The sequence below is a fragment of the Burkholderia sp. MSMB0856 genome, from assembly GCF_001524645.2.
Lineage (GTDB): Bacteria > Pseudomonadota > Gammaproteobacteria > Burkholderiales > Burkholderiaceae > Burkholderia > Burkholderia diffusa.
The window spans coordinates 1295272-1314300 of the sequence record NZ_CP013428.1; the positions used below are offsets into that span (position 1 = coordinate 1295272).

General features: G+C 67.8%; 20 protein-coding genes. 11 read left to right on the top strand and 9 right to left on the bottom strand.

Annotated elements, in window-relative coordinates; all coding sequences use genetic code 11:
* Positions 1-63: 63 nt before the first annotated feature.
* Together WS87_RS23290 and WS87_RS23295 are read right to left on the bottom strand one after the other, a co-directional pair.
* The gene (locus WS87_RS23290) at positions 64-1563 is read right to left on the bottom strand and encodes an FAD-dependent oxidoreductase (protein ID WP_059819135.1); all 1500 of its coding nucleotides are present in this window, start codon (positions 1561-1563) and stop codon (positions 64-66) included.
* A gap of 292 nt (positions 1564-1855) precedes the next feature.
* Positions 1856-2065 carry a hypothetical protein gene (locus tag WS87_RS23295; protein ID WP_059525742.1) on the bottom strand — a complete coding sequence of 70 codons (210 nt, stop codon included), beginning with the start codon at positions 2063-2065 and terminating at the stop codon, positions 1856-1858.
* A gap of 452 nt (positions 2066-2517) precedes the next feature.
* On the opposite strand from WS87_RS23295, the gene WS87_RS23300 reads away from it, so the two are divergent.
* The 5 genes from WS87_RS23300 (at position 2518) to WS87_RS23320 (ending at position 6453) form a co-directional block, all read left to right on the top strand.
* The gene (locus WS87_RS23300) at positions 2518-2934 is read left to right on the top strand and encodes a nuclear transport factor 2 family protein (protein WP_059525569.1); all 417 of its coding nucleotides are present in this window, start codon (positions 2518-2520) and stop codon (positions 2932-2934) included.
* Between the two features lie 3 nt (positions 2935-2937).
* Positions 2938-3795, top strand: a complete 858-nt coding sequence (locus WS87_RS23305; protein WP_059819136.1) for an SDR family NAD(P)-dependent oxidoreductase — start codon at positions 2938-2940, stop codon at positions 3793-3795.
* Positions 3796-3836: 41 nt separating this feature from the next.
* Positions 3837-4595: an SDR family oxidoreductase gene (locus tag WS87_RS23310; RefSeq protein ID WP_059819137.1), complete on the top strand. Its 759-nt coding sequence runs from the start codon at positions 3837-3839 to the stop codon at positions 4593-4595.
* Between the two features lie 37 nt (positions 4596-4632).
* Positions 4633-5469: an SDR family NAD(P)-dependent oxidoreductase gene (locus WS87_RS23315; RefSeq protein WP_059819138.1), complete on the top strand. Its 837-nt coding sequence runs from the start codon at positions 4633-4635 to the stop codon at positions 5467-5469.
* A gap of 78 nt (positions 5470-5547) precedes the next feature.
* A complete protein-coding gene (locus tag WS87_RS23320) occupies positions 5548-6453 on the top strand; it encodes an NAD-dependent epimerase/dehydratase family protein (protein ID WP_059819139.1) in 906 nt (301 codons plus the stop codon).
* A 138-nt stretch (positions 6454-6591) separates the two neighbouring features.
* On the opposite strand, the gene WS87_RS23325 is transcribed toward WS87_RS23320, so the two are convergent.
* The 5 genes from WS87_RS23325 to WS87_RS23350 all read right to left on the bottom strand — a co-directional run bounded on the left by WS87_RS23325 (position 6592) and on the right by WS87_RS23350 (position 12040).
* Positions 6592-8457, bottom strand: coding sequence for a phosphoenolpyruvate carboxykinase (GTP) (locus WS87_RS23325; protein WP_059819140.1), 1866 nt, complete (start codon positions 8455-8457; stop codon positions 6592-6594).
* A gap of 524 nt (positions 8458-8981) precedes the next feature.
* A complete protein-coding gene (locus tag WS87_RS23335; protein WP_059690153.1) occupies positions 8982-9758 on the bottom strand; it encodes a glucose 1-dehydrogenase in 777 nt (258 codons plus the stop codon).
* Positions 9759-9855: 97 nt separating this feature from the next.
* Positions 9856-10611: an SDR family NAD(P)-dependent oxidoreductase gene (locus WS87_RS23340; protein WP_059819141.1), complete on the bottom strand. Its 756-nt coding sequence runs from the start codon at positions 10609-10611 to the stop codon at positions 9856-9858.
* Between the two features lie 9 nt (positions 10612-10620).
* The gene (locus WS87_RS23345; RefSeq protein WP_059819142.1) at positions 10621-11487 is read right to left on the bottom strand and encodes an SDR family NAD(P)-dependent oxidoreductase; all 867 of its coding nucleotides are present in this window, start codon (positions 11485-11487) and stop codon (positions 10621-10623) included.
* A 52-nt stretch (positions 11488-11539) separates the two neighbouring features.
* Positions 11540-12040 carry a nuclear transport factor 2 family protein gene (locus tag WS87_RS23350; protein WP_059819143.1) on the bottom strand — a complete coding sequence of 167 codons (501 nt, stop codon included), beginning with the start codon at positions 12038-12040 and terminating at the stop codon, positions 11540-11542.
* Between the two features lie 210 nt (positions 12041-12250).
* On the opposite strand from WS87_RS23350, the gene WS87_RS23355 reads away from it, so the two are divergent.
* Together WS87_RS23355 and WS87_RS23360 are read left to right on the top strand one after the other, a co-directional pair.
* A complete protein-coding gene (locus tag WS87_RS23355) occupies positions 12251-12772 on the top strand; it encodes a nuclear transport factor 2 family protein (RefSeq protein WP_059819144.1) in 522 nt (173 codons plus the stop codon).
* A 50-nt stretch (positions 12773-12822) separates the two neighbouring features.
* Positions 12823-13539 (top strand): EthD domain-containing protein, encoded by a 717-nt coding sequence (locus tag WS87_RS23360; protein ID WP_059819145.1) that lies wholly within the window; start codon positions 12823-12825, stop codon positions 13537-13539.
* Positions 13540-13592: 53 nt separating this feature from the next.
* Here WS87_RS23360 and WS87_RS23365 read toward each other — a convergent pair whose 3' ends face one another.
* Positions 13593-15179, bottom strand: a complete 1587-nt coding sequence (locus WS87_RS23365; RefSeq protein ID WP_059819146.1) for an isocitrate lyase — start codon at positions 15177-15179, stop codon at positions 13593-13595.
* Positions 15180-15593: 414 nt separating this feature from the next.
* On the opposite strand from WS87_RS23365, the gene WS87_RS23370 reads away from it, so the two are divergent.
* From WS87_RS23370 to WS87_RS23385, 4 genes are all read left to right on the top strand, one after another.
* The gene (locus WS87_RS23370) at positions 15594-16115 is read left to right on the top strand and encodes a YbaK/prolyl-tRNA synthetase associated domain-containing protein (protein ID WP_059819147.1); all 522 of its coding nucleotides are present in this window, start codon (positions 15594-15596) and stop codon (positions 16113-16115) included.
* The gene (locus WS87_RS23375; protein ID WP_059819148.1) at positions 16112-16750 is read left to right on the top strand and encodes a helix-turn-helix transcriptional regulator; all 639 of its coding nucleotides are present in this window, start codon (positions 16112-16114) and stop codon (positions 16748-16750) included. The genes WS87_RS23370 and WS87_RS23375 overlap by 4 nt, the downstream gene beginning before the upstream one ends.
* Before the next feature lie 54 nt (positions 16751-16804).
* Positions 16805-17779, top strand: coding sequence for a threo-3-hydroxy-L-aspartate ammonia-lyase (locus tag WS87_RS23380; RefSeq protein WP_059690160.1), 975 nt, complete (start codon positions 16805-16807; stop codon positions 17777-17779).
* Positions 17780-17909: 130 nt separating this feature from the next.
* Positions 17910-18158 carry a hypothetical protein gene (locus WS87_RS23385; protein WP_059819149.1) on the top strand — a complete coding sequence of 83 codons (249 nt, stop codon included), beginning with the start codon at positions 17910-17912 and terminating at the stop codon, positions 18156-18158.
* 46 nt (positions 18159-18204) lie between these two features.
* Here the strand turns inward: WS87_RS23385 and WS87_RS23390 are convergent, their stop codons facing one another.
* On the bottom strand, positions 18205-19029 hold the full coding sequence (locus tag WS87_RS23390; RefSeq protein WP_059450361.1) for an SDR family NAD(P)-dependent oxidoreductase: 825 nt from the start codon (positions 19027-19029) through the stop codon (positions 18205-18207).

The following is a 19029-nucleotide window of genomic DNA, read 5'->3' on the forward strand; positions in this document are numbered from 1 at the left end:
AAACGACGACGCCCCGATGCAACACGGTTGCCCGGGGCGTCGTGCTTTCCCGTTCAGGCGACGCTACGCCGCGCTGCGCAGCGCCTCGCTCGCCCCCGAACGCGCGGCATGACGGCCGGCCTGCCGGCCGAAGAACGTCGCGTCGGCCAGCGACAGCCCCGAGCTGTACCCCGCGCCCCAGCGCGGCAGCCCGCAGCTCGTACGGCCGGCCGCATAGAGGCCCACCACCGGCACGCGCGCGGCGTCGAGCACCTGCCCGGTCGGCAGCGTATCAAGCCCGCCCAGCGTGAAATGCGGATAGAACGCGTAGTCGATCCGGCAATCGAGCGCGACGAACGGCGGCTCGATCAGCGGCTTCAGCCACTTCTTCGCCTTGTGGAACAGCGGATCGACGCCTTCGGCCGCGTGGCGGTTGTAGACGTCGACGGTCGCCGTCAGCGTGCCGGCCGGCATCTGCAGGTCGCGTTCGACTTCCTCCCATGTCTCGCCCGCCGCCGCGATGCCGATCCGTGCGATCGCGGGCGGCTCCTGGTAGGTCGCCTGGTCGACCAGCAGGTAGATCCGGTCGTCGGCCTGGTGGAACGCGTGATGGCCGGTGCGGCCGTGATAGCCGTCCTCGTTGATGAAGCGCTGGCCGCGCGCGTTCACGAAGATCCCGTGGATCAGCGATTCGGGCGCGTAGAACGGCAGGCTGACGAAGCCCTGGTCCATGTGGATCGCGGCCCCGCCCGCGCTCTGGCCGAGCAGGATGCCCGAGCCGTCGTCGCCCGGGCTGCCGATCGGTTCGTCCGAGCGCAACAACTGCGGCGCGTGCCGACGCACCATGTCGCGGTTCATCGCGAAGCCGCCCGCGCACAGGATCACCGCGCGGCGCGCCCGCACGCATGCCGTCTCGCCGTACGCGCGCAGCACGACGCCGCGCACCGCGCCGGCATCGTCGACGATCAGCGCCAGCGCGCGCGTGTCGTAGCGAGTCGACACGCCGAGCGCCTGCACGCGCTCGGCCAGCACGCGCATCAGCATCTGCCCGCCGCCCCAGCCCGGCCATTGCGGCGTGTGGCCGCGCGGGCACGGCTTCGCGGCCTCGCTGAACGGCCAGGCCTCCTCGCTGCCCGACCAGATCAGGCAGTCGTCGGTTTCCGGTTCGACGATCCGCTCGGCGATGAACGTGTTCTTGTACGTGAGGCCCTGCGCGACGAGCCAGTCGTGATGCGCGAGGCTCTCGTTCGCGTAGAGCCGCACCTTCGCCTCGTCCGCGTCCCGGCCGCCCGCGAGCATCAGGTAGCGGTACAGGTCCTCGGTATCGTCGCTGAAGCCGGCCTGCCGCTGCGCGGGCGTGCCGCCGCTGCCGCCGAGGTAGATCTCGCCGCCGGACAGCGCGCTCGTGCCGCCGTAGCTCGATGCGCGCTCGACGATCAGCGTATCGGCGCCGGCGCTCGCGGCTTCGATCGCCGCGCACGCGCCGGCCGCGCCGAAGCCGACGATCACGACGTCGTGTTCGGCATCCCAGCGAGGCACGTCGCGGATGTTCAGGGGGCGGGTCAGGGAATAGTCGGATGACATCGCGTAATGGTTCTGCGTGAAGGGAATCGGTGAAAGACGGTGGTCGCGGCGAAGCGCCGCGGGCAGGCGGCCCGACGCGGACCTCGGCGCGTTGTCGATGCGAGCGTTCGAGCGTGCGCAGGCGAGCCGCGCGTGGTGTTGCGGGCGGGAGATTCGAACGACGACGGAAAACCGGATACGCGCCACGCGACGCATGTATCGCGGTGCCCCCCGGTGTGTCCGCCCGGACGCCGCCGCATCGCGACGGCTTCCGGGCGACATCGAATCGGCGCGGCGCACGGCCGCGCCGGCGTCACATGCCGCGCAGCGCGGCGAAGCCGAAGTGCGACGGATCGATCGGTACGCAACCGGTCGGCAGGCCGTTCGAATCGACCGAGCGGCATTGCAGGATGCCGGCCGCATACGGCGGCGACGGAACCTGCTCGGCGCCATATCGCGCCATTGCCATGGCCGCGAAGGTGCCCATCGCCAATACGCACAGCTTGCGAATCGTGAGTCTCATGATCGTCGTCCCCTCCGGTTGGCCGCTATCGCGGTTCGTGTCCGGCGACCGGCCACATGCAGCGGCACCGGATGACTGCACGGTAGCCAGCGCCGGCTCGCCGGCCATCGTCCGTTTCGACTAGGGACAAACGCGAAGCAGGCTTTATGCGGCGTGTCGCGTTGCAGCATTACCGCGCGGCCGGTCCGACCGAGGGACCCGCAAACCGGCCGCCCTGGCTTGATGCGATCAGCCGCATCACCGTCGGGCGCATGCCGCGCATCCGCTACTGCATCGCAGCATCGGACGCTGCGGCGCCGTCGGTCCCGGTGTTTTCCCCGATCCTTACCCTGCTCCGTATGGATGATGAGGATCGATCGGTCAGATGCGAACCTGCGCGTCGACGTCGCAATGCCGCCGCGTCCGCGCTCGCGGCGCGGCAGACGCTTTCCGTTCACTCACGGGAGTACCGCATGACCGATTCGAATCCCCGCCACGCGCTGTACGAACTTGCGTGCCGTTACGCGCAAGCCGTCGACCGGCGCGACTGGCCGCGCCTCGCCACCCTCTTCACCGCCGATGCGCAGCTCGACGGCCCCGGTTTCCGCTTCGACGACCGCGATGCGATCGTCGCCGGAATGAGCGTGATCGAGCGCTACGAGACGACCCAGCATCACGTGCACAACCAGCTCGTCACGCTCGACGGCGGCGAAGCCGATGTCGAGACCTATGGCGTCGCGTGTCACGTGTATGTGCGCGACGGCGTGAAGCGCAAGCTCGACTGGGGGCTGCGCTATCGCGACCGCTGCGTGTTCGACGGCGGCACCTGGCGCTTCGCCGCGCGCACGCTGCACGTCGACTGGTCGCAAGACCTGCCGCTGGAGGGCTGAACGATGCGCTCGCCCCTTCCCCTCGCCGGCCGCACCGCGCTCGTCACGGGCGGCGCCGGCGGCATCGGCGCGGCCTGCGCGCACGCGCTCGCGGCCGATGGCGCGGCCGTCGCGCTGATGGGCCGCCGCCGCGACGCGCTCGAACGCACGCAGCGGCGCCTTGCCGACACGGTGCCCGGCAGCCGCGTCGCGATCCACGCCGGCGACGCCTGCGACGACGCCGACCTGCAGGCCGCGCTGGATACCGCGTGGGCGCTCGACGGCCGTCTCGACATCGTCGTGCCGACCGTCGGCGGTGCCGGGTTTCGCCCGCTGCTGATGCACGACGCCGGCAGCTTCCGCGCGGAAATCGACCTGAACCTGCACAGCGCGTTCGCCGCGATCCGTCACGCCGCGCCGCGGCTCGCCGACAGCGGCGGCGGCTCCATCGTTTGCATCTCGTCGACGGCCGCGCAGATCAATTTCCGCTGGCTGTCCGCGTACTGCACCGCGAAGGCCGCGCTCGAGGCGCTGGTGCGCGGCGCGGCCGAGGAACTCGCCGGCGCGAAGGTCCGCGTGAACGCGGTGCGGCCGGGCCTCACGCGCTCCGAAGCCACCGCCCCGATGTTCGACAACCGTGCGCTGGTCGACAGCTTCCTGGAACAGATTCCGCTCGGCACGCTCGGCGAACCGGATGCGATCGCGCATGCGGTGCGCTACCTCGCGGGCCCCGAATCGGGCTGGGTCACCGGCCAGAGCTTCGCGGTCGACGGCGGCCACGAGTTGCGCACCAACCCGCGCGTCGACGACACGATCGCGCAGATCTACGGCGCGGCCGCGCTCGATGCGGTCAAGGCCGGCCGCGCGCCGGGCGCCGCATGACCGCCCGCCTTCTTTCAACGTCACAGGAAATCGACCCAAAGATGAATCGAGTCGCAAACAAGGTCGCGCTGATCACCGGCGCGGCGAGCGGCGTCGGCCGCGCCGATGCGCTGCTGCTGGCCGCCGAGGGCGCGCGCGTCGTGCTCACCGACATCGACGAGGATGCGGGCCGCGCGCTCGCGCGCGAAATCGGCGATACGGCGCTGTTCGTGCGCCAGGACATCGCCGACGAGGACGGCTGGCGGAACGCGATCGCGTCGACGCTCGATCGCTTCGGCCGGCTCGACGTACTCGTCAACAACGCGGCGATCTGCCCGGTCGGTTCGATCGAGGACACGAGCCTCGACACCTGGCGGCGCGTGCTGCGCGTCAACGCGGACGGCTATTTCCTCGGCTGCAAGTACGCGATCGGCGCGATGAAGGACAACGACACGCCGGGCTCGATCGTGATGATGTCGTCGGTCGCGGCGCTCGGCGGCCTGCCGATGATGTGCGCATACACCGGCTCGAAAGGCGCGGTGACGGCGCTCGCGCGCAGCGTCGCCGTGCACTGCAAGCGCAGCGGCTACCGGATCCGCTGCAACTCGATCCACCCGGACGGCATCTGGACGCCGATGACGCAGGCGCTGATGCCCGGCCTCGATCCGGCCGAACTCGGCATCGGCAACGATCCGATGGCACGCATGTGCGACCCGCAGGACGTCGCGAATCTCGTGCTGTTTCTCGCATCCGACGAGTCGCGCTTCGTGAACGGCGCGGAGCTGCGGATCGACAACGCGCAACTCGTTTCGTCGCTGTGATGCGGCTCGCGGCTTTTCCGTTCGAAGGAGTGTTGTGATGATTTCGTTTACCGGCAAGACGATCCTGGTCACCGGCGGCGGTGCGGGCATCGGCCGCGCGTGTGCGGAAGCATTCGGCGCGGCAGGCGCGCGCGTCGCGGTGGCCGAGCTCGACCCCGCTCGCGCGCAGGACGTGCGCCAGGCGCTCGAAGCCGCGGGCGTCGATGCGCTCGTCGACACCCTGGATGTCACGCGCCGCGACGAGGTCGACGCGTTCGCGCGAACGATCGACGCACGCTTCGGCGGCCTCGACGTGCTCGTCAACAACGTCGGCGATTTCCTGCAGATCGCGAAGCCGTTCGACGACCATACCGACGACGACATCGCGCGGCTGTTCGACGTGAACCTGCGCCAGGTGTTCGTCGTCACGCGCGCGATGCTACCGTTGCTGCGCAAGCGCGGCGCGGGCAGCAGCATCGTCGGCGTGTCGTCGATTGAAGGCTTCCGCGCGATTCCGAACTGCAGCGTCTATGCGTCGTTCAAGGCCGCGCTGACCGGCTTCACGAAAAGCCTCGCGCTCGAACTCGGGCCGGCCGGCATTCGCGTGAACCAGATCGCGCCGGAGACCACCGAGACGCCGCAGGTGCCCGTGAGCGCGATGGTCGCGGCCGAGCATCGCGCGCACATCCCGCGCTGGATTCCGCTCGGGCGCTTCGGTGCGGCCGGCGACATCGCGGGCGCCGCGCTGTTCCTCGCGAGCCCGCTCGCCGCGTGGGTCACCGGCACGACGCTGCACGTGGACGGCGGCGCGCTCGCGGCGGCCGGCTGGTATCGCGACCCGAACGGCTTCTGGACCAACATGCCGGTCGTCACGGGCAACGGCTTCAACTTCTGAGCGCCGATCCGCGCGGCTTCACTCGTTCAATCGTCGGTTCAATTCATGCGGCGCGCCAGCGCCGCCCTCGGAGACACCATGAAAATCCTGATCATCGGCGGCACCGGCCTCATCGGCGGCCACGCCGCGCTGCATCTGCACGCGCAAGGCAACGACGTGACGCTCGCCGCCCGCAAGCCGCCCGCGCCGGGCAGCGCGCTCGCGCAATTCGACGTGCTGCTGCGCGACTATGTGGCCGGCAACTTCACGCGCGACGATCTCGCGCCGTTCGACGCGGTCGTGTTCGCGGCAGGCAACGACATTCGTCACCTGCCGCCCGGCACCGACGAAGCCGCGCACTGGGAACGCGCGAACGTCGACGCGGTGCCGCGCTTCTTCGCGCTCGCGCGCGATGCGGGCGTGAAGCGCGCGGTACTGGTCGGCAGCTTCTATCCGCAGGTCGCGCCGGCACTCGTCGACACGGTGCCGTACGTGCGCTCGCGCCATCTCGCCGACGAACGCGTGCGCGCGCTCGCGTCGCCGTCGTTCGCGGTGTGCAGCGTCAATGCGCCGTTCGTCGTCGGGTCGGTGCCTGGGCTGCGCAACGAGATGTTCGCCGCGTACACGGGCTATGCGCAGGGCAAGCTCGCCGGCCTGCCGGTGTACGGGCCGGCAGGCGGCAGCAACTTCATCTCGACGCAGTCGCTGTCGGAAGCGATCTGGGGCGCGCTGCAACGCGGCGCATCCGGCAAGGCGTATCTCGTCGGCGACGAGAACCTGAGCTTCGCCGACTACTTCGCGGCCTTCTTTCGCGCGGCCGGCAATCCGCAGCCGGTGCCGTCGCTCGATCAGGAGCATCCGCTGCTGCCCGATATGGCGATCTACACGGGGCGCGGCAACGTCGTGTCGTACGAACCCGATCCGGCCGATATCGCGCTGCTGCGCTACCGGCGCGGCGACGTGCAGCGCGCGGTGAACGAAGTGGTCGCGCATTGCGGCGCGTAGGCGCACTGCCGGCGCGACACGCGCAACGCTGAAACGAAGCAGAAACAAAACGTCCCGCCGCCGGCGATGCATGCCGGCTGCGGGACGTTCATGCCACCACGTCGTTGCTTCGTTGCTTCGTTGCTTCGACCCGGATCGTCAGCCGCCGATGCGCTGCTCGATCTTCTTCATCGTGTCGGTCAGTTCGGTCGGCAGACGCAGCTTCAGCGTGTCGAACAGCGCAGCATGCAGCTTCAGTTCCTCGCGCCATTCGCCGGCGTTCATCGACGTCACCGCCTCGAACTGCTCGCGCGTGAAGTCGAGCCCGTCCCAATGCAGGTCGTCATAGGCCGGCGATACACCGAACGCATGGTCGCCGCCGCCGCCGTTGCCCTCGAGGCGATCGAGCATCCATTTCAGCACGCGCATGTTCTCGCCGAAGCCCGGCCACACGAACTTGCCGTTCGCGTCCTTGCGGAACCAGTTCACGCAGTAGATCTTCGGCAGCGTGGCGCCGGCGCCTTCGATCTGCTTGCCGAGCTTCAGCCAGTGCGCGAAATAATCGCTCATGTTGTAGCCGCAGAACGGCAGCATCGCGAACGGGTCGCGGCGCACGACGCCCTGCTGGCCGGCAGCCGCGGCGGTCGTCTCCGAGCCCATCGTCGCGGCCATGTACACGCCTTCGATCCAGTCGCGCGCCTCGGTCACGAGCGGCACGGTCGTCGAGCGACGGCCGCCGAAGATGAACGCGTCGATCGGCACGCCGGCCGGATTTTCCCAGTCCGCGTCGATCGACGGGCATTGCGATGCCGGCGCCGTGAAGCGCGAGTTCGGGTGCGCGGCCTTGCGGCCGGTTTCCTTGCCGATCTCCGGCGTCCACGGATTGCCCTGCCAGTCGGTCAGCTTCGCGGGCGGCGTGTCGGTCAGGCCTTCCCACCACACGTCGCCGTCTTCCGTCAGCGCGACGTTCGTGAAGATCACGTTTTCCTTCAGCGTCGCGATCGCGTTCGGATTGGTCTTCACGCCCGTGCCCGGCGCGACGCCGAAGAAGCCGGCTTCCGGGTTGATCGCATACAAGCGCCCGTCGCGCCCCGGCTTCAGCCACGCGATATCGTCGCCGATCGTCGTGACCTTCCAGCCGTCGAAACCCTGCGGCGGGATCAGCATCGCGAAGTTGGTCTTGCCGCACGCGGACGGAAACGCCGCCGCGACGTGATACTTCTTGCCGGCCGGCGACGTCACGCCGAGGATCAGCATGTGTTCGGCGAGCCAGCCCTGGTCGCGGCCCATCGTCGACGCGATGCGCAGCGCGAAACACTTCTTGCCGAGCAGCGCGTTGCCGCCGTAGCCCGAGCCGAAGCTCCAGATCTCGCGCGTATCGGGGAAGTGCACGATGTACTTGACCGGGTTGCACGGCCACGGCACGTCCTTCTGCCCCGCTTCGAGCGGATGGCCGACGCTGTGCACGCACGGCACGAATTCGCCGTCCTCGCCGAGCACGTCGTAGACGTCGCGGCCCATGCGCGTCATGATCCGCATGTTCACGGCCACGTACGGGCTGTCGGACAGCTCGACGCCGACGTGCGCGATCGGCGAGCCGAGCGGGCCCATCGAGAACGGCACGACGTGCAGCGTGCGGCCGCGCATCGAACCGCGGAACAGACCGTTCAGCGTCTCGCGCATTTCTTCCGGCGCGATCCAGTTGTTGGTCGGGCCGACGTCGTCGGGCGATTCGGTGCAGATGAAGGTGCGGTCCTCGACGCGCGCGACGTCGGACGGATCGGACTGCGCGAGATACGAGTTCGGGCGCTTCGCCGGATTCAGGCGCGTGAGCGTGCCCTGATCGACCATCGCCTGGCACAGCGCGTCGTTTTCTTCCTGCGAGCCGTCGCACCAGACGACGCGGTCCGGCTCCGTGAGCGCCGCGATACGCGACACCCAGTCGATCAGTTTGCGATGCTTGACGAATGCCGGGGGAGCGATCAGCGGGCCGTGCGTCGCTTCGGCCAGATTGTTTTGCGACATGGAAATGTCTCCAGACTATTGGGCGGGGATGGGGGATGCGGGACGCGCCCGCGAGATGGGGAATGCGGTCGGAGCGCAGGATGCAGCGACGCGCAAGGCGGGACACGCGAGCGGAGCGCGTGTCGATGCCGCGATGCGGGCGAGAGAATGTGATGTCTCGTATGAGCGTGCGAACGCGAGTTTCGCCATGCAAGCAACCTGCCGTACAACTCCATGCCGGCCAGCATACCATCGCCGTTATCGGGCGGGCGTTGCGTTGCAACAAGAAACAACTGTGACGACACGCCGGCATGCCGCTTGCCGGCGCGTTCTTTTTATTGCACCGACGCGTGAGCTTTGGGGACGAAACGGCTGGAACGTCCGTCCTGCAAGGGTTTCGCGAAAACGGAAAAATCGCGCGACAGGTTCGCATGCGATGCACGCGAACGGTCGCGGCGCAGATTCGTGTTTTCGCTACTCAGGCAAACCCTGAATTAGGTTGCGCACACAAACATCCATCGCGCATGCGTCGTGTGCGCTACCGCTCAAAACGGCGCGCCCGGCAATCCGGGGTAATACGCGCCTGCCGCCATCCCGCCGTCGACGGAGAGTTCGGCGCCGTTGCAGTACGACGCTTCGTCGCTCGCGAGAAACAGCGTCGCACGCGCGATTTCGTCAGGCAAGCCGACGCGCTGCAGCGGCACGTGCGTGTAGTGCTTGTTGATCTCGTCGAGCGGCGCGCCGGTCGGATTCGACATCGCTGTGTTGACGCCACCGGGATGGATCGAATTCACGCGCACGCCCTGGTGGCCGAGTTCGAGCGCCGCCACCTTCGTCAGGCCGCGCACGCCCCATTTGCTCGATACGTAGGCGGCCAGCGCGTTCACGCCGCGTAGCCCGTCCACCGACGAGATGTTGACGATCGACCCGCTCTTCTGCGCGATCATGCGCGGCGCGATCGTGCGAATGCCGACGAACGTGCCGACGAGATTGATCGACACCGCGCGCTCGAAATCACGTTTCGACAATTCGGTGATCGCGCCGAACATCAGCACGGCCGCGTTGTTCACGAGCACGTCGATGCGGCCGAACTGCTCGACGGTCGCATCGGCGACACGCGCCCAGTTCGCCTCGTCGCTCACGTCGAGCCGCATGAAGCGTGCCGCGTCGCCGAGTTCGCGCGCAAGCGCCTCGCCTTCCGCATCGAGCACGTCGCCGATCACGACGCGCGCGCCCTGCTCGACGAACAGCCTGCATGTCGCGGCGCCCATCCCGCGCGCGCCGCCCGTGACGATCGCCACCTTTCCTTCCAGTCGACCCATGTCGTTCTCTCCGCGATGCTTTCCGATTCCGGTTTGCCGGCCGCGACGCACTGCCACGCGCCTCGGTGCCGGCCCTTGATGTGCTTCGCGTTCGCCGTCAGCCCCAGTACGCCTGCCCGCCGTCGAGCGGCAGCGTCGCACCGGTCAGGTACGCGGCGTCGCGGCTTGCGAGAAACACGATCGCGCGCCCGATGTCCTGCTCGCAGTCGCCGACGCGGCCGAGCGGGATCGTGCGGAAGAACGCGGCCGCTTCGTCCGGATTCGCGTCGATCCAGCCCTTCAGCCCCGGCGACAGCGCATGCGGCGCGGCCGCGTTCACGCGAATGCCGTCGGCGCCCCATTCGCATGCCGCCGCACGCGTGAGCGCGCGAATCGCTTCCTTGGTCGCCGCGTAGGCGCCATAGCCCGACGCGTCCCAGCGCACCGCGGCCGACGACGCGAAATTGACGATCACGCCATCGCCCTTCAGATGCGGATGGCACGCGCGCATCATTCGCAGCGTCGCGATCGGCCCCGACTCGAGGCCCGCGAGAAAATCCGTGTCGGTCACGTCGAGCAGGCGGCCGAGCGGCACGACCTGCGCGTTGTTGATCAGGATCTGCACGCCGCGAAACCGCTCGACGACCGCATCGACGCAGCGCGCGATCTGCGCGGCGTCCATCACGTCGCACACGAACGGCTCCGCGATACCGCCGCGTGCGCGGATCGCGTCGCAGGTCGCGACCAGCTTGTCGCGCGTGCGGCCGACCACGGCCACCTGTGCGCCTTCGGCCGCGAGCGCGTGCGCGACGCCTTGCCCGACGCCCTGCCCCGCGCCCGTCACGAGCGCGACCTTGCCTTCGAGGATGCCCATCTGCACTCCTTAAGCGACGATCGCCGGATGAGCCTGCACGGGCCCGCCAAGCAGTTCGCGATACGACGGCGGCTGCTTGCCGTCGACATCCGCGATGCCATACTGCAGCGCGGCTTCCGCGCCGACCAGCACCTGCCCCGACAGCACCATGCGCTGCGGATCGGCGTGGATCGCATGAATCACGCGGCCGGTGAATTCCGGGCTTTCCGCAACGAGCGAGAATTCCTTGTAGAGATCCGGATGCTCGTCCCACACGCGCGTCGTGCGTTCGGTACGCAGCGGCCCCATCCAGATCGACACGGCCGCGACGTCGAACGGTTTCAGGTCGACGGCCATGTCCTTCGCGAATTTGTCGACGCCGGACTTCTGCGCGCCGTACGCGGCACCGTGCATGTAGCAGCTCGCGCCGAACGACGACGTGAACGCGATCAGCCCGCTGCGGCGCCTCGCCATCAGCGGCGCCGCGTGCCAGCTCGCGACGTACGCCGAGCGCAGCCCGACATCGAGGATGTTCACGAGGTCGAGCGACTTCTCCCAGAACGGGCCCGGCACGATCAACTGGTCGTGCAGGTAGGTCGCGTTGTTGACGAGGATGTCGAGCCGCCCGCTGTCGCGTTCGACGCGCTCGAACAGCGCCTTCACCTGCGCGTCGTCCGCGTGGTCGCACGCGACGGCGATCCCGCGGCCGCCGAGCGCGTCGATCTCGCGCGCAGTTTCGTGGATCGTGCCGGGCAGCGGTGCGTCGCCTTCGTTCTGCGAGCGGCCCGTCACGTAGACGTTCATGCCGGCCGCACCGAGCGCGCGCGCGATGCCCTTGCCCGCGCCGCGCGACGCGCCCGTCACGACGGCGACCGGCGCCTCGTTGTTCTGTGCCATGTTCGATGTCTCCTGAGGATTGCTTTTCAACCTGCGTGGGTAGTGCGCGTCGTCACGCGGCGGGCGGTTGCGCGCCGGCGAACAGCACGCCAGGCGCATCGCCGTCGTAGCGGGCAGAGAGCGTCGACGTGACGACGCAGCGCGTGCTCACGATCTTCCATTCGCCGTCGACCTTCCGGTATTCGTCGTCGTAGGTCGCGCCGAGCTGCGTGAGCGTGCGTGAATTCGTGTCGAGCATCTGGTAATGCAGGCCCCACGTGCCGCGCGCATGCGTGTCGTCGAGCACCGTGATGTCGGGATTCACGCCGTGGTGCATCTCGACGATGTGCGGGTGGCAGCCGAGCCGCTCGAACACGTCGACGAGCGCGTCGCGGTGGTCGAACGTGCCGATCCGGCCGTAGTCGATGTGCACGGTGCCGTGCGCGAAGCAGTCGCGCATCCCTTGCGGATCCTTCCGGTCGCAGCACGTGAAGTAGCGCGCCTTCAGGCGGCGGATCGCGTCGGCGTCCTCCAGCCTGCGCACGCGCGCTTCCATTCGTTCGATCGGGGTCATGCCGTCTCCTTGGTCTCGTGTGCGCGGATCGAAGCCGCGTCGACGCCACGTTACAGGTGCAAGGAAGGCAGGCCATCACCTGTTTGGATGAACCCCGATGCCGTGTATCGGCGAGGTTGAACGCAGCCCCCGCGGCGTTCGTCCGAACAGACGATGTGATACAGGCGGGTTCGTTCCTACCATCGAATGACACCACCACGAGACACGGCGATGGACGAGACGACCCGCACGCTCCACGAGTACGAGCAGATCCGCCAGCTGAAGTACCGGTATTTCCGCGCGGTCGACACGCACGACTGGTCGCTGCTCGCGCAATGCCTGACCGAGGACTGCGAGGCGCGCCTGTACGGCGGCCGTTACGCGTACGACGGCCGCGACGCGTTCGTGTCCAGCCTGCGCGAACTGATCGGCAAGCCGACCTTCCTGACGATGCATCACGGCCACCACCCCGAGCTCACGCTGGTGTCCGCCGATCATGCGTGCGGCGTGTGGTTTCTCGAGGATCATGCGATTAATCTGGAGGACAACTACCTGCTGCACGGCACCGCGTTCTACGACGACCAGTACGTGAAGCGCGACGGCGTGTGGCGCATTCACGCGACGCGTCACGAGCGCCTGTTCGAAACCGTAACGTCGCCGATTCCGCCGTCGTTCACGCTGACCGCCAACCGCTTCGCACCGGGCGCGCAAGACGCATCCGGTGCGACCGATCCGGCCGTCAACGCTTCCTGAAACCCGGCGGCAGCGCCGCCGATCTCGTCATTTCCTTTGGAGCCGGAGCAATGGAGAAAGTCATTTACGTGTTGTGGCGCGATGCGCAGGCCGCGCCCGAACAATGGAGCCGCGGCGTGCGCGCTCAGCTCGCCGACAAGCTGCTGTCGCTAGGGGCGCACGGCGTGCAGGTCAACGTTGCCGACGCCGATGTCGCATCGGCCGCCGGCCTGAAGCAGACCAACACGCACCCAGGCATCGACGGCATCGTCGCGATGTGGATCGACAGCGCGAACCCGATGTTCCGTCAGCCGTTCGACGACGCGGTGCGCGCGATCGTCCCGCACATGGCCGCGTATCTCGTCACGGAGTCGCAGCCGATTCCGAACACGCGCTTTCCGGCGCGGCCCGGCGAGCGCACGAGCGGCTTCTCGCAGCTCGCGTTCCTGAAGCGCCCGCCGCGCCTCACGCACGAAGCATGGCTCGACGTATGGCACGGCCATCACACACGCGTCGCGATCGATACGCAGGACAACTTCCTGTACGTGCAGAACGTGATCGTGCGTGCGCTCACGCATGCGGCGCCCGGCTACGACGCGATCGTCGAGGAGTGCTTCCCGGCCGCGGCGATGACCGATCCGTACGCGTTCTTCGATGCGGTCGGCGACGAGGAGAAGTTCCAGCGCAACGTCGCGGAGATGATGGACAGCTGCGGACGCTTCATCGATTTCGACAAGATCGACGTGGTGCCGACGAGCCAGTACGTCGTGAAGGCCGTGCGCGCATAAAAAAAACGCCAACCCGTCATGAACGGGTTGGCGTCGTGCCGCGGGTATGACGATTACGAGAACTGGTTCATCGTGTTGTCCTTGCCCGCCGCCTTCAGCGCTGCTTCGCCGCTGAAGTATTCCTTGTGGTCGTCGCCGATATCCGAGCCGGACATGTTCTGGTGCTTGACGCACGCGATGCCCTGACGGATTTCCTTGCGCTGCACGCCGGCCACGTAACCGAGCATGCCCTGTTCGCCGAAGTATTCCTTCGCGAGGTTGTCGGTCGACAGCGCGGCGGTGTGATACGTCGGCAGCGTGATCAGGTGATGGAAGATACCTGCTTCACGCGACGCATCGGCCTGGAACGTACGGATCTTCTCGTCGGCGAGCTTGGCCAGTTCGGTCTCGTCGTACTCGACGCTCATCAGCTGCGCACGGTCGTATGCCGACACGTCCTTGCCCGCTGCCTTCATCGCGTCGTACGCCTGCTGACGGAAGTTCAGCGTCCAGTTGAACGACGGGCTGTTGTTGTACACCAGCTTCGCGTTCGGGATGACCTTGCGGATTTCGCTGACCATGCCGCCGATCTGCGCGATGTGCGGCTTTTCCGTTTCGATCCACAGCAGGTCGGCGCCGTTTTGCAGCGACGTGATGCAATCGAGCACACAACGTGCTTCGCCCGTGCCGGCGCGGAACTGGAACAGGTTGCTCGGCAGGCGCTTCGGACGCAGCAGCTTGCCGTCGCGCTTGATGACGACGTCGCCGTTGCCCAGCTGGTCGGCCGACAGCTCTTCGCAGTCGAGGAACGCGTTGTACTGGTCGCCCAGGTCGCCCGGCGCGTTGGTCACGGCGATCTGCTTGGTCAGGCCGGCGCCGAGCGAGTCGGTACGGGCGACGATGATGCCGTCGTCCACGCCCAGCTCCAGGAACGCGTAGCGGATCGCGCGGATCTTCGCGAGGAAGTCCTCGTGCGGCACGGTGACCTTGCCGTCCTGGTGGCCGCACTGCTTCTCGTCGGACACCTGGTTTTCGATCTGGATGCAGCACGCGCCCGCCTCGATGAACTGCTTGGCCAGCAGGTACGTCGCTTCGGCGTTGCCGAAACCGGCGTCGATGTCGGCGATGATCGGCACGACGTGCGTCACGTGGTTGTCGATCTTTTCCTGAATGGCGGCCTTGGCAGTGGCGTCCTTCGCGGCATCCAGCTCGCGGAACAGGCCGCCGAGTTCACGTGCGTCGGCCTGGCGCAGGAACGTGTACAGCTCGCGGATCAGCGCGCTGACCGAGGTCTTTTCGTGCATCGACTGGTCCGGCAGCGGGCCGAACTCCGAGCGCAGCGCGGCGACCATCCAGCCCGACAGGTACAGGTAACGGCGTTCGGTGCTGTTGAAGTGCTTCTTGATGGAGATCATCTTCTGCTGGCCGATGAAGCCGTGCCAGCAACCCAGCGACTGCGTGTACTTGGCCGGATCGGCATCGTACGCGGCCATGTCGGCGCGCATGATCTTCGCGGTGTACTTGGCGATGTCGAGGCCCGTCTTGAACTTGTTCTGGGCACGCATGCGGGCGGCATACTCGGGGCTGATGGCATTCCACGCGCTGCCGTGGTTTTCCTTCAAGCCAGCCACTGCCTTGATGTCGTCTTGATATTGGGACATGTCAATCTCCTGGGAACGAAGCGCATTTGAGTAAAGGGTTCAGCGTGCCCGCTCCGTGTGACGAAGCGAACTGCATGGACTCAATAGTAACGCCGCCCGATGCGCTTTCGGCGAAGTCTTATATAAGACATAAGATATAAATTTCGCTTGTTTTTCAATGAGATAAGCAATGCGTTTTGCGATGCAAAACAGGTTTTCAAGCGGCGGGACGGCCGCGCGGCGGGAATTTCCCACGCATTCCGCGATATGAAACGGCCTTTCGGCAGTTGGTGGGATGACAAACACGGCGGCCCATGCGTCGGGCCTTTGCCACGCACATGACAAAACGTCTATACTTGGACAATTCATCGACGGCGAACCGAAGCGCGCCGTCGCCGCGTACCGCGATGCGCCCCCCCTCCTGCCCGGATCGACATGAGCGACTATCCCGTTTTCGACGCGCTGTGCGAGCTGCTGAACACCTCCGGCGCGCGGTTTCGCGTGCTGGACCACCCGGCCGAAGGCAAATGCGACGTGATCGCCGCGATTCGCGGCACGCGTCCCGAACAGGGCGCGAAGGCGATGCTCTGCACGTTCAAGGACGGCGGCGACATCACCGCGCTCGCGGTCATCCCCGGCCATCTGAAGATCGATTTCCGCAAGGTCGCCGACGCGGTCGGCCGCCGCAAGGCGACGCTCGCGCCGCCCGAACTCGCCGCCACGGTCACGCGCTGCGTGATGGGCGCCGTGCCGCCGTTCGTGTTCGCCCCGAACGTGACGCTCGTCGTCGACCCCGCGCTGATCGAACTCAACGACGAAATCGCGTTCAACGCGGGCCGCCTCGACCGCTCGGTCGTGCTCGACGCGTCCGACTACGTGCGGATCGCCCGCCCGCTGCTGGCCGACATCACGCGCCCGGAAACGACCGACGCGCCCGCGCTCGAGGCCAATACATGACCACGCCCCGCCCCAGGCCGCAGTCGGAACAGGCATCGCTGATCGAGCAGGTGCTGCGCATCGCCGAAGGGCTCGGCGCGATGTTCGCGCCGTTCACCGAAGTCGTCGTGCACGACCTGCGCACGCCGGAGCACGCGATCCTCGCGATCCACAACAACCTGTCGGGCCGCGCGATCGGCGATCCGGCGACCGAACTCGGGCTCGCGCGCATCGAGGACGAAGACTTCCCGCAGGTCCTCGCGAACTACGCGAACCGCTTCGCCGACGGCCGCACCGCGAAAAGCACGTCGATCGGCATCAAGGATTCGAGCGGCCGCTATGTGGCCGCGCTGTGCCTGAACGCGGACGTCACGCTGTTCCGCGGTTTCCAGGGGATGCTGAACCAGTTCTGCAGCACCGAGGGCGCGCCGGTCGCCGAAACGCTCGACCCGGCCGGCGCGGACGCGATCCGGCAGCGCATCGACGCGTTCGCGACGCGCCTCGCGACCACGCCGCGCGAGCTGAAGACTGACCAGCGCCGCGAGCTGATGCAGACGCTGAAGGCCGACGGCTTCCTTGAGGTGCGGCGCGCGATGGAAATCGTGTCGCAGCACCTCGGCGTATCGCGCGCCACCGTATACAACGATGCGAAATGACCCTGCGCGTGACGGACGCGCGCCCTGTTGACCGACTCTTCCGACGAGCGACTCATGAACACTCCGACCCTCCCCACCTACGACGACGTCGCGGCCGCCGCGGCACGGCTCGACGGCCACGCGCACCGCACGCCCGTGATGACGTCGCGAACGATCGACGAAGCGCTCGGCGCGCAGGTGTTCTTCAAGTGCGAGAACCTGCAGCGCATGGGCGCGTTCAAGTTCCGCGGCGCGTTCAACGCGCTGTCGCGCTTCGACGCGACGCAGCGCCGCAACGGCGTCGTCGCGTTCTCGTCCGGCAACCATGCACAGGCGATCGCGCTGTCGGCGCGCATTCTCGGCATCCCGGCGACGATCGTGATGCCGCAGGACGCGCCGGCCGCGAAGATGGCCGCGACGCGCGGCTACGGCGGCAACGTCGTGACCTACGACCGCTATACCGAGGACCGCGAGCAGATCGGCCGCGCGCTTGCGGAGCAGCACGGGCTCACGCTGGTGCCGCCGTACGACCACGCGGACGTGATCGCGGGCCAGGGCACGGCGGCGAAGGAGTTGTTCGACGAAGTCGGGCCGCTCGACGCCGTGTTCACGCCGCTCGGCGGCGGCGGCCTGCTGTCGGGTACGGCGCTCGCGACGCGCGCGCTGTCGCCGCAAGCGAAGCTGTACGGCGTCGAGCCGGAAGCCGGCAACGACGGACAGCAATCGTTCCGGTCCGGGTCGATCGTCCACATCGACACGCCGCGCACGATCGCCGACGGCGCGCAGACGCAGCACCTCGGCAACCTGACGTTCCCGATCCTGCGGCGCGACGTCGACGACATCCTGACCGCGACCGACGCGGAACTGGTCGACTGCATGCGCTTCTTCGCGACCCGTATGAAGATTGTCGTCGAGCCGACCGGCTGCCTGTCGCTCGCGGCCGCGCGCCGGATGAAGGACGAACTGAAAGGCAAGCGCGTCGGCATCGTGATCAGCGGCGGCAACGTCGATCTCGAGAACTTCTGCGCGCTGGTCGCCGCATCCGCGTGACCGTCACGGCGCGCGGATGACCGCATGAACATCCTGTCATCCGCGCGCCGCCGCTCCTTCACGCCGCGTTAAGTTTCGCGCCCTAGACTGAATGCGTTGTCCCGCAGTCAGTCGTGAAGAAGGAGTCGCCATGAACACGCACGCGATCGTCGCCGCCGCCCTCGCGGCAGCATCCCTCACGGCGTTCGCTCAACCGGGCGCGACGTCATCCGTTCTTTCCGCCACGTTGCCGCACGACGCGGTCGCGCAGGCCGCCCACCGTTCGCCCGCCGCGCTGCCGCATGCCGGCTTCGTGCTCGCGAAGATCGATCAGAACAATACGCCGCCCGACCGCGGCGGCGAACCAGGCGGCCGCACGCGCGCCGGCACGCACATGTAACCTTGCGCGAGCCGGCCGCGTCGGTCGGCCGGCCCGCGTCCCCCCATCACAACGACGGAAGCGACGGATCGCGCGCGGCGAGGATGTCCGCGGTGCGCCGCTGCAGCGCGCCGTCGATCGTCTCCGGCTGCGGAATCAGCCAGTAACGCCCGTCGCGAATGCCGTCGAACGCCCGCGCCGCGAATGCGTCGGGCGTGAGCCCGTGCGCGTTCAGCATCGCGCGCATCGTGTCGACGAAGCCCTGCACTTCGGGCCGGTCGTGCGCGGCGCCGAACGGGTCGTTGAAGATGCCCGTCTGCACCGGGCCCGGCGCGAGCAGCGACACGCCGACCGGCGCGCCGAGCATCTTCAATTCGCCGTACAGCGATTCGGTCAGCGCGACCACCGCGAATTTGGTCGCCGAGTAAGGCGACATCAACGGGCTCGGCAGGAACCCGCCCACCGACGCGGTATTGACGATGCGCGCGGGCACGTTGCGCTCGAGCATGCGCGGCACGAAGCTGCGGATCCCGTTGAGCACGCCGTGCACGTTGATCGCGAAACTGCGCTCGAACCGTTCCGGCGTGATTTCCCAGCTGAAGCCGGTCGCCATCACGCCCGCGTTGTTGAACAGCAGGTCGACGCCGCCGAAGCGCCGCCATGCGGCGTCGGCCAGCGCGTCGACAGCTTCCGGGCGGCTGACGTCCGTCGGCACGCACAGCACGTCGGTGTCGAGCGTCGCGGCGAACGCGTCGAGCTTCGCCGGGTCGAGATCGGCCAGCACCACGCGCATGCCGAGCCCGGCGGCATGGCGCGCGAGCCCGCTGCCGATACCGCTGGCCGCGCCGGTGATCACGGCGGTACCGCCGTCGAAGCGAATCGAAGTCGTCAT